The 10,817-nt window shown below is 33.0% G+C and carries 8 protein-coding genes and 1 riboswitch; of the genes, 2 read left to right on the top strand and 6 right to left on the bottom strand.

Features of this window, described 5'->3' with window-relative positions:
- Positions 1-56: 56 nt before the first annotated feature.
- The 5 genes from DFR80_RS14495 to DFR80_RS14475 form a co-directional block, all read right to left on the bottom strand.
- Positions 57-1,883 carry an ATP-binding protein gene (locus DFR80_RS14495; protein WP_114490415.1) on the bottom strand — a complete coding sequence of 609 codons (1,827 nt, stop codon included), beginning with the start codon at positions 1,881-1,883 and terminating at the stop codon, positions 57-59.
- A gap of 82 nt (positions 1,884-1,965) precedes the next feature.
- A complete protein-coding gene (locus DFR80_RS14490) occupies positions 1,966-2,619 on the bottom strand; it encodes a TrkA family potassium uptake protein (protein WP_114490414.1) in 654 nt (217 codons plus the stop codon).
- 21 nt (positions 2,620-2,640) lie between these two features.
- Entirely contained in the window at positions 2,641-3,963 is a 1,323-nt protein-coding gene (locus DFR80_RS14485; protein WP_114490413.1) for a TrkH family potassium uptake protein, read from the bottom strand.
- A 135-nt stretch (positions 3,964-4,098) separates the two neighbouring features.
- A riboswitch (cyclic di-AMP (ydaO/yuaA leader) is annotated at positions 4,099-4,223 on the bottom strand.
- 543 nt (positions 4,224-4,766) lie between these two features.
- Positions 4,767-5,756, bottom strand: a complete 990-nt coding sequence (locus DFR80_RS14480) for a sodium:calcium antiporter (RefSeq protein WP_369862820.1) — start codon at positions 5,754-5,756, stop codon at positions 4,767-4,769.
- 116 nt (positions 5,757-5,872) lie between these two features.
- The gene (locus DFR80_RS14475) at positions 5,873-6,460 is read right to left on the bottom strand and encodes a hypothetical protein (RefSeq protein ID WP_076544506.1); all 588 of its coding nucleotides are present in this window, start codon (positions 6,458-6,460) and stop codon (positions 5,873-5,875) included.
- Between the two features lie 196 nt (positions 6,461-6,656).
- Between DFR80_RS14475 and DFR80_RS14470 the strand changes: the two genes are divergently transcribed.
- Both DFR80_RS14470 and DFR80_RS14465 read left to right on the top strand, forming a co-directional pair.
- Positions 6,657-7,388: a response regulator transcription factor gene (locus tag DFR80_RS14470; RefSeq protein WP_076544505.1), complete on the top strand. Its 732-nt coding sequence runs from the start codon at positions 6,657-6,659 to the stop codon at positions 7,386-7,388.
- Positions 7,378-8,898 carry a cell wall metabolism sensor histidine kinase WalK gene (locus DFR80_RS14465; RefSeq protein WP_076544504.1) on the top strand — a complete coding sequence of 507 codons (1,521 nt, stop codon included), beginning with the start codon at positions 7,378-7,380 and terminating at the stop codon, positions 8,896-8,898. The genes DFR80_RS14470 and DFR80_RS14465 overlap by 11 nt, the downstream gene beginning before the upstream one ends.
- Before the next feature lie 419 nt (positions 8,899-9,317).
- Here the strand turns inward: DFR80_RS14465 and DFR80_RS14460 are convergent, their stop codons facing one another.
- Positions 9,318-10,799 (bottom strand): TrkH family potassium uptake protein, encoded by a 1,482-nt coding sequence (locus DFR80_RS14460; protein ID WP_076544503.1) that lies wholly within the window; start codon positions 10,797-10,799, stop codon positions 9,318-9,320.
- Between the last annotated feature and the right edge of the window lie 18 nt (positions 10,800-10,817).

Genomic DNA, 10,817 nt, shown 5'->3' with positions numbered 1-10,817 from the left:
CCAGACTTTTACCAACAACTAATCTAATATTTTTTTCATCATCTACTACTAAAATTTTACTCATTATTTTCCTCCTGATAGCCATATCTTGGGATATAGAATGAAAAAGTAGAGCCCTCTCCTTCTTCACTGTCAACCCAGATCCTACCATTGTGGGCTGTGATAATTTCTTTTGCAATAGCAAGGCCGAGACCGGTTCCACTCTTTTCTTCTTTATCACTGCCGGCTCTGACAAATTTCTCGAATATTTTAGACTGATATTCTTTTGGAATACCTGGTCCATTATCTGCTACTGATACTAGAACCCTTCTACCCTTTATTTCTGCATCTACTTCTATTTTACCTTCATCAGCATAGCGAAGTGCATTTCCAATCAGATTAGAAATCACCCAGCTTATTTTTGAAGGATCGGCATAGGCAAAAACATTATCTTCTGACTGTTTAAATTTGAGCTCAATTTCTTTTTCCTCCGCCTGTTTATGGAAGGGGTTAAGAGTTTTTTCAATAATATCATTGACATCTACCTTATCAAACTCCATTTCAATTTTGCCTGATTCAATCTTTGAGAGATCAAGCAGATCATTCACTAACTCAGTTAATCGTTCCACATCCTCATAGGCTGCTTCCAGCAGTTCCTTCTGTTCCTCATTTAATTCTCCTGTATCCTCGTTAATTACCATGTTGAGGCCCATATTCATAGAAGTTAATGGGGTCCTAAACTCATGAGATACAGTTGAAACAAAATCAGATTTCATGTTATCAATTTCTTTTAAGCGGGTTATATCCTCTAAAAGAGTAACTGTAAATTGATATTCTTCATCTTCATCAATTACCTGTTTGGTAGAAATCCGGTAATGTCTTTTTTTATCGTTCTTTTTTAGCAGAAAGGTTTTCTCCTCTTTAGCTTCAGGATTTTTAATGTATTCAAAAATCTCTTCTGCCTTAATAACCTCTAAAAAGTGCGTGCCAAGTACATCCTCCCTCAGTGAAAATAGTTCTTTAGCTGTTTCATTGATTAAAACAATCTTATGATCCTTATCTGTCACTATTAAGGGACTGCTCAAATTATTTACTACAGCTTCCGACTTTTCTTTCTCCATCAGCAGCTTTTTAACATTTAATTTTTCATATTCTTTAAGTTTGGAAATCATCTCATTAAATTCATCTGCCAGCACACCGATTTCATCCTCAGAGGCCACTTCAACTTTACGCTGAAAATTTCTGGCAGCCACTTCTTTAATCCCTTTTTCTAATTCTTTAATTGGCCTCAATATCTGTTTGGTGAGATAAAAGGCAAAAATTAATGAAAATGCAGTAACCAGTAAAGCCAGTCCGATTGTATAGATGATTGCCTGATTGGCTCTGCTGTTTGCATCACCCTGGGCATCCACCATTGCCTGTCTATTAAGTTCTCTTAACTCCCGAATATCAGTTTTGATTTCATTAAATAAAGGCAGTAACTCCTGGTTATAAATCTCCCAGCGCTGATTTTCGTCTGCATTATAGAATTGATCAAATTTAGATACAAAACTAAAATACTTTTCATTTATCTTCTCAAGAATTGTGCCTTCACCATCTATTGTAATATTATCTTCTGCTCTGGCCAGCCAGGTATAAAATTCTTTTTCGTTGCGTCTAAATATTTCCTGTCCCTGTTCTTCAGATGTTCTCAAAAGCAGCAGCAGAGCACTATCCTGACGCTCTATTGATTCAACCATACTGTCACTGGCTTTAATGCTGCGGTAGTTTTCTACTAAGATATCATTGATCGCATTTGATAGAGATTCAAAGTTATAAATACTCCAGCCAACAACTCCAGCCAAAATTAAGATCATAACTGCAAAACCAAGGAGCATTTTACCTTTTAAAGTTTTAATCTTCATATTTTTCACACTCCTGAAATTATATCTTTCATTTATTTTTGTTGTAATTCATACTTTTTAGAAGTCCATAGAAGCTAAAGGTTTAATTACCAAAGTCACGCATTTTATCAAGATTCTCATTTTTACCCATTAGAACTAATTTATCTCCACTTTCAATCTTATCCTCAGCACCAGGAGAAATATGGATGTCTTCTCCGCGCTTGATTGCCATAACATTAACATCGAAACTGGCTCTTAATTCAAGTTCTTTTAAAGACTTTCCTGTCATTTTGTCAGTTGCCAGCAGCTCTATCACTCCATATTCGGGAGCAAATTCTATATAGTCTAATACATTGGAAGAGATAAGATTCTGAGCAATTCTTGCCCCCATATCACGCTCTGGATAAACAATTCTATCTGCTCCAACTTTTGTTAAAACTTTGCCGTGTAATTTATCAGGTGCCTTTACAATTACATACGGTAAACTTAATTCCTTTAAAATTAAAGTACACAATATATTTGCTGAAACATTATCTCCAATGCTAACAACTGCCACATCAAAGTTTCTAACTCCCAGAGTTTTTAAAGCTTCTTCATCAGTAGCATCAGCTTCTACTGCATGAGTTACATCAGCACTGATTGCCTGCACCTTTTCTGGGTCACGGTCAATCGCTAAAACATCATGTCCATTTTCAGCCAGAGTCGTTGCTACACTGGCTCCAAATCTACCCAAACCTACTACTACAAACTGCTTCATTTATTTGTCCTCCTATCAAAATTAACCGACCATTACTTTTTCTGCTGGATAATGATATTTTCCTTTTCTTACTCTTTCGCCAAAGGCAAGCGCCAGGGTCAGTGGACCAACTCTACCAGCAAACATAGTAATTGTAATTAAGACTCTACTAATATCAGATAGCTGACCGGTAATTCCTGTTGAAAGTCCCACTGTACCGAAGGCGGATACTGTCTCAAACAAAACATCTATAAATTGAAAGTCTTCAATCACTAATAAAAGCGTTGTTACTAATATAACCAGCCCGGCAGCCAGCATTGTAATAGTAAAAGCCTCATAGACGATCTTTTTTTCAAAGCGGCGGTTATATACTTCCATATCTTCTTTACCAGTTATCATGTTTTTTAAGGTAACAAGCATTACACCAAAAGTAGTTGTCTTGATACCTCCACCGGTCGAGCCAGGTGAAGCACCAATAAACATTAAGATAATGATAATAAAGAGTGAAGACTGTTTTAGAGCTCCGGTTGCTACTGTATTAAAACCTGCTGTTCTTGGTGTTACAGATAAAAACATTGCTCCCAGTGTTTTATCAAGTAGAGGTAGACCAGCAAGAGTGTTATCATATTCTAAAACAAAAAAGATAATAAAGCCAAAGATAAGTAAAGCTAAAGTAATTATAAGCACTATTTTAGTCTGCAGAGTTGATTTTTTAAACCTGACTCTGTTATAAGCTTCTACCATCACTCCAAAACCTATACCACCGAGGATAATTAAAGCCATAATAACAAAGTTAATTGTTATATCACCGGTAAAGTTCTCCAGGCTGTTTCCAAAAAGATCAAAACCAGCATTATTAAACGCAGATATAGCGTGGAAAATAGCCAGATAAATTGCCCTCCCTGCAGGATAGTCCTGTACCAAACGAGCAAATAAGATAACTGCAGCAGTTCCTTCAATTGCAAAGGTAAAACCAAGCAAGTACTGGACCAATCTCACCATTCCCGATATCTGATACTGATTTAAATCTTCTTGAATAATTAATCTTTCTTTTAAACTAATCTTCTTCCCAATAATAAAGGCAAATAAGGTAGACATCGACATGATACCAAGTCCACCAATTTGGATTAAAAGCATAATAACTGTTGAACCAAAATGAGTAAAGGCTTCTTTAGTATTAACAACAATTAAACCTGTCACACAGGTGGCAGATGTAGCTGTAAACACTGCATCTATAGCTCCCAGCCCCTGACCATCAGTTGTTGCAACTGGCAGCATTAAAAGTATTGAACCCAGCATGATAATAATAAAATAACCAAAAACTAAGTACTGTGCCGGGGTTAAATTTTTCTTGCTGATCTTCATTCTCTCTACTCCTTTCCAGACAAGTAAAATAAGTTATATGTTAAAAAAAGCTTTATAAAATAAAAAAACACTACAGATAGACTGTAGTGCCATAGATAAATTTCACCAAAATATAATATAATGGTGGCATCAAGTCTGTCCCTTATTTAAAGTCTACGGAGTTAGCTGTCGGACTAGAAGTAAAGGTCTTCTTCTAAAAATAGATTCGCCCCAAAAAAGTGGGTCCCCCGCTCTCAGATGAGATTAGACAACAGAAATATTTTCTTTTCCTATATTAAAACACATTATAAATATTTTGTCAAATAAGTGATAAAAATAATTTCTTCCGAAGTAACAAAAACCCCCAGAAAAGTTCCATCATTAACTGAACAAAATGAAGCCTCTCTGAGGGTAAATCATCTCCAATTGAGATGCTAATTTTATTCGATTTTCCACAGTAATTTCACCGCAGTAAACCTCAGCCACCGTTAAAAACCACAGTAATATATACAGTAACAACCATATGGAATATTTTTAGCATACTGTCATTAAATTTTGGACCTTTAACTCCACTATTTTTTATTTAATAAGTTTTTAATTTGTAATTAATTGAGAACTAATATCTTGCTGATATTATTATAAATAGAATAAAAGTATAAATTTGATCCCCTTTTTGAAGCTGCATCAAATGCAGCTATTAAATAGATTTTTGTACTTGATAATTCTCTCCTCTTTTTGACCCACTCCTTTTATAGAGTGGGTTTTTAGTTTTCTAATAAGTCCAGTAAGTTTTGGATACACTTCTACTATTAATGATCTTATTACTAAATCACATTCAGTCCCAACTGAAATAACAGATAAACTCCTGCAAAATAAACTACTGTGGCTGCAATCGCATCCCAGCCCATCCACATAAACGAGCGGCGTGAGCGATAAAACAAACCAATTAAAATTATTGTTGCCATCAAAATACCTACAGTTGCAGTTAAAATATGTACTATGCGGGCATCTTCTAATAAAACTCCCTGGCGGTAAAAAACATCGGCAAAGAAAATAACTGTCATATTGAAAATATTGCTGCCAAAGACATTTCCGACTGCCATATTATAGGCACCGATCTTAATAGCGGAAATAGTTGCAACGAGTTCCGGCAGTGAAGTTGCTGCTGCCACCATTATTGAACCAATAAAACTCTGATCTATTCCGGTCAACATTGATATCTGATCTGCAGTAATAGTTAAACGATAGCCGCTAAAAACAATTACAACTGCACAGAGGGCAAAGCCCAGCAGAGTTTTATTTAGAGTGTAATCTGGATTTGGATCTTCTTCCTTGACAGGATCATCGGGATCAAGAGGATTTTTCTGATCATAACGATAGATCATTCTCACACTTATAATATATGTAATAAGTAAGGTTATACTATCTACTCCCACACCAAAAATACTCAAATTGAAATTCATAAAATGGGATAAGATAAGGCTGAAAACTACCAATGCTGAAAGTAAAACTCCTACCAGACCAGAAAGAAGGTGGCTGTAGTTAACTCGAAGTAGTAGTGGACCTTTTCCCTGAAGTAAATCAGCAAAGGCTAAAATGACAAGGTTAAATGTGTTGCTGCCAAAAGCGTTACCGACTGCAATATCTGGAGCTCCAACAAGAGCTGAACTGATACTTGTCACAAGTTCTGGTAGTGAAGTTGCCATTGCAATTAAAATTCCACCGATAAAAGCCTGACCCAGACCACTTTTATCAGCAATTATATCTCCAAATTTTGATAAATAAGTTCCTGAAATTATAATGAAAATTGCCATTAAAATAAATTCAAAAAATAGCTGTTTCAACTAAATCCTCCTTGATCATAATAAGTAATATTTAAAGAGACCAGCATTAATGCCGGTCTCTTTATTAAATGGGAGTGTATATACTTTTAATATGCTAATCCATAAAATATATCTTCAACATTTCCTGATTCAATACTAATTCTTTTTAAGTAATCTTCATAACTATCAGCCCAATTTTGCTCATTGACATTTATCTTATCCTTATTAAACCCAATAAATATCCTGGCTGCATCATCAATATCAAGCTCTTCTACACTAATCTCAGTACTCATCTTATTATCTTCAGTTTCTATATTAACTTCATTACTATAGCCAGTTGGACTAACAAGAATTTGATCCATTTCTGCAGCAGTTTCTATATTAATATTTAGTTCCTGTCCATCTTTTTTACCTCTATTAGCAATAAGTATTGTACTCCAGAGATAATCTCCTTCTTCAACTTTTGCTTCTGTATCAACATTTTCTACATCAGCATAGGCCTCCGAAAATCTCTCAGGACCTCCAGGAAGAAATGATGTCTCAAATTCTGGTCTTAAAATCAAATTGCTGTTTTCCTGTGCTGTGCCCTGTAAACCATTAATTGAAATGGTAACCCAAATAACAAAGGCAATAGCTAAACCTATCTTCAAATAATAATAAAACATTTCCATTTTGCTTTTTTCATTTTTATTCATAGTACCCCTCCAAATTAATTAAATTTTATAACTATTTCTTGATTATAATTATAAACAAATTATAAACAAAAATCAAATTTATATACAAATTATTTATATTTAAATTAAATTATTAGCTATTTTAGATTTAAAAAAGGATTTTTGCCGTTATCTTAGAATATATAATATAAACAAATTGTAAATGAAGGAGGTAACTATGAATTTAAATAACAAACAAATCTTATTAATTGAAGATGACAAAAATATATTTGAGCTAGTTAAGGCTATGTTTAATAGTTACAACACAGAAGTTGTATTTAAAAAAGATGGAAAATCAGGTTATAAAGAAGCTATGGAAAATGATTATGATCTAATTCTGCTTGATATAATGCTTCCCGAAATGGATGGCTGGGAAATCTGTAAAAAACTAAAAGAAAAGAAAGTCTATACTCCCATAATTATGTTGACAGCCAAAGCTGAAGAGGCTGATAAAGTATTAGGACTGGAAATTGGTGCAGATGATTATGTAACCAAACCATTTTCTCCCAGAGAATTAAGAGCAAGAATCAAGGCGGTTTTAAGAAGGTCTGGAAATCAAACTAGAAGTGAAAATAATAATTCTAAAGTCTACAATTTTTCTGAATTTAGATTTAAATTAAGTAATGATGATAAATCCATCTCTATCAACAATCAACTTATTAGTTTTGCTCCCAAAGAATTCGCCTTATTTGAATTTATGTTAAAAAATAGTAATAAAGTTTTTTCTAGAAAAGAACTGCTCAAAAATATCTGGGGGGTTGAAAATAATCAAGAGATTAGAACTATTGATGAGCATATTAAAAGAATTAGAAGAAAAATAAAGGAAAAAGATATAAATAATAAATTCATAAAAACTGTCTGGGGTACTGGCTATAAATTTTCATTTAAGGAAGATAATCATGAAGATTAATTTTAATAGTTTTTTTAGCAGATTGTTAATCACAAATACTATTATTGTATTAATCACCATAATTATTATTAGTGGTATCTTTGGATATTTAATCCAAAACTATTACTATGGTTTACGAGAATGGAAAGCCTCTAAAGATGGGCATAGAATTGCAGAAATTATTAATAATTATATCAATGATGCCAATCTAAAAAAATTCAGACAGGATGAAAGTTTGTTAAGAATAAACACAATTTCTAAAACATCTGAACTAGAAATTGGAATAATTAATAATCACGGAGATTTTATATTGAATTCATCTAATTTTGATTCTCTAAAAATGGAGATCGAAGATAAAACTCTAAAAGAAGTAATTGCCGGTAATCAAGTTATAAATAAAATAAAGGGACCTAAAAAAAATGAACTATTAATGATCTTTCCTCTTTTTAAAGATCCACTTAATGAAAATAAAGACATCTCGTTAAATACAAAAGGAAACTCTGATATTATTGGAGGCATTATACTGAAATCAGAGTTAGATAGTGTAAAAACAACTATAATTGACATCTTAAAATTAATTTTCTATTCATCCTTAATAGCCTTGATTATTGCTTTATTATTGAGCATTAGATTCAGTCAAAACATCGTCAAACCATTAAATAAAGTTAAGGCTTCTGCTAAGAATATTTCTAATAATGAATTTACTAAAATCAAAGAGAATAATGTTAAAACAACTGAATTGAAGAATTTGATCGAAACCTATAATTATGCTGTAGAAGAAATTGAAAAAACAATCAAAAAGAAAAACAGACTGGAAAAACTCAGAAAAGAATATATTGCAAACATATCTCACGAATTTAGAACACCTCTCTCATCAATTAAAGGTTTTGCTGAAATAATTGAAGAACAGGACTTAAATCAAACACAGCTAAAAAATTATTCATCAATAATGAAAAATGAAGCTGAACATCTTCAATACCTGGTAGAAGAATTACTTATCCTTGGTCAATTAGACTCAGATGGAATTAAATTAAATATAAAAAGGGTTAAACTAAAAGACTTAATTAGTTTTGCTGTCAATTCATTAGAAACTGAAATCAATAAGAAAAATATTAAAATAAAAGGAAATTACGAAAATAATAACTTGGAGATTAAAGTAGATCCAAATAAATTTAAAGAAGTTTTTATAAATTTAATTGATAATGCAGTTAAACACTCACCTGAAAATTCTAAGATAGAAATTATAACTCAAAAAATTAATAATCCAAAAAATGAAATAGAAAATGTGAAAATCATGATTAAAGATGAAGGGAAAGGAATCGAAGAAGAAAAACAGGATAAAGTATGGGAAAGATTTTATAAAGTAGATGAATCAAGATCCAGAAATGATAGTAATGGCACCGGGCTTGGTCTGGCTATAGTTAAAGACATTATTGATAAACATCAAGCAGAGGTCAATATTCAAAATAATAAGCAAGGTGGTGCCTCATTTATAGTAACTTTAAATAAAAAACACCTGGTTAAAGGTTAAAACTAAAAAGATAACCCTAATCCAGATTCTGGCGTTCCAAATAATCAGCCAGCTGTTTTAAATCCTTAGTGTGATTTTTTTCATCTTATCGGATTATTAACAACAAAAAAATTTCCTGTTAGCATTAAGTCTACAGGGGAAAATATACATAGTTTAGCTGTTACTGATTAAAGAAATTATTTCTTTTCTTCTTTCTTTTCACTTTCTTTCTTCACAGGTTTTTTCTTGTCTTTCATTTTTCAGCACCTCCCTGATATTTCAACTTACTACTTGAGCCTAAATTTATTATATTACATAAAACTCGAAATAATATCTAATTATTAAGTTCTCCTGAAGAAAATATTATACAAAATAAAAACCCCAGAGAAGCTCCATTGTTACTGAACAAATAGAATCTCTCTGGGGTAATTAAGACTACATTAATGCTTCGAAATATAAACTCCGTCTTTAAATAGTTTTATCCCGGCATAAAGAATTATAAAGAATTCAAGCCTACCTAAAAACATTCCAATTGTCTGAGTCCAGATTATACCCAGAGGAGCTTCTGGCGAAAGTAAACCGATTGAAATCCCAACTGTACCCAGAGCTGATCCAAATTCAAACATACTATCTAAAAGAGAATATCCATAGGCTGTATGGACTGCTACTCCTGCAAAAAAAGTAAACAAGTATAGTAATATATAGTTAGCTACATCTTTTACATGCTGATCTTTTACATAAAACTTATTCTCTCCCCGCCAGAGATAATTGCTGCTGACACTTCTGCGAGGTAAAAACTGTTCTTTAATTTCCCAGTAGATTGATTTAAAAATCAAATAGATTCTATACTGCTTAATACCACCAGCAGTTGAACCTGTTCCACCACCAACAAGCATAATTAATATAATGATAAAGTTAGCAAATATCGGCCAGCCGGCAAAAGAAATCGTCGAAAAACCGGTTGTTGATAAAGCTGTAATGATCTGGAAAAAGGTAATTCTAAAATTCTCGCTTAGCATAGGGTATAAAGAGTTTAATGAAAAAAACATTAATATAGGAGTTAAAAATATAAATAGAGTTATCATTAAACGTATCTCAGCATTTTTAAAGAATGTTTTAACCTTACCTTTAAGCAGTGTGTAATGAGTTGCAAAGTTTATTGTACCAAGCAGCATTAAGACAATTGTCACCACTTCAATAGATAAACTGTTGTAATGGCCGATGCTGTCAGGCTGAGTGGAAAAACCTCCAGTAGAAATTGCAGCCATCGAGTGATTTATGGAATCAAAGAGCGGCATCCCTGCAAAATAATAGAGAATAATCCCTGCTGCAGTATAGAAAGTATAGATTTTCATGATCAACATGGTAGAGCGTTTTACATGGGGTAATAATTTATCACTTCTTGCCTCAGCCATATATAATCCCATTCCATGAACCGGGAGCAGTGAAGATAAAGCAATTACTGCAAGGCCAGCTCCACCGAAAAACTGCATAATCGAGCGCCAGATCAGGATTAATTTCGGGGCACTAGTAACATCAACAAGAGACAAACCGGTAGTTGTCCAACCACTTACTACTTCAAAAATAGAATGGCTCCAGCTCATATCTAAAATAGTTATAAAAGGTATTGCAGAGAAGAAAATTGCCCCAAGCCAGGAGAAAATAACAATTATACTCCCTTCGTTTAAGGATAACTCCACATCTTCTTCCTGATGTCTGCTCCCATAAATAAATAATACTAATCCTGCCAGAATAGAAAGTCCTCCTGCCAGCAGAAAATGAGGTGCCAGGCTGCTTTCTTCAGGAAAAGCTAGTAAAAATAAAAGTGGTGATAGAATAGCAGCCCCGGCAAAGATAATAATAATCCCGGTATATTTTGAAATCAGAAAGTAACGAGAAATAAGCAGATTTTTATATTTCATCTTATTCTTCACCACCAA

This window comes from Halanaerobium sp. ST460_2HS_T2, from assembly GCF_003337665.1.
Lineage (GTDB): Bacteria > Bacillota > Halanaerobiia > Halanaerobiales > Halanaerobiaceae > Halanaerobium > Halanaerobium kushneri.
The sequence above is the reverse complement of the archived record's forward strand: the minus strand, read 5'-3'. Positions and strand labels throughout refer to the sequence as shown.